A 307-nucleotide genomic window follows, 5' to 3' on the forward strand; every position below is an offset into this window, starting at 1 on the left:
CGACGACGACTACCCCGCCTACACCATGGGCCGGGCCGCCGCGATGCTCGGTACCACGCCGGCGTTTCTGCGGGCGCTCGGCGAAGCCAGGCTTTTCGTGCCGCTCCGCTCGGAGGGCGGCCACCGCCGCTACTCCCGCTATCAGTTGAGGCTCGCCACCCGGGCCCGCGAACTGGTCGATCAAGGCACTCCCATCGAGGCCGCCTGCCGCATCATCATCCTCGAGGACCAGCTCGAAGAGGCCCAGCGCATCAACGAGGAGCTGCGTCACGCCGAAGCCTCGCCCCAGCCCAACGACGCCTGACAG

1 protein-coding gene is annotated in these 307 nt (G+C 69.7%); it reads left to right on the plus strand.

The annotated features are described in order from the left end of the window. Nucleotides 1–304 (plus strand): MerR family transcriptional regulator (locus tag AN218_RS28270; protein WP_070019951.1); only part of this gene is annotated, 304 nt, incomplete at its 5' end. Nucleotides 305–307: the final 3 nt, after the last annotated feature.

Source organism: Streptomyces nanshensis, from assembly GCF_001751255.1.
Lineage (GTDB): Bacteria > Actinomycetota > Actinomycetes > Streptomycetales > Streptomycetaceae > Streptomyces > Streptomyces nanshensis_A.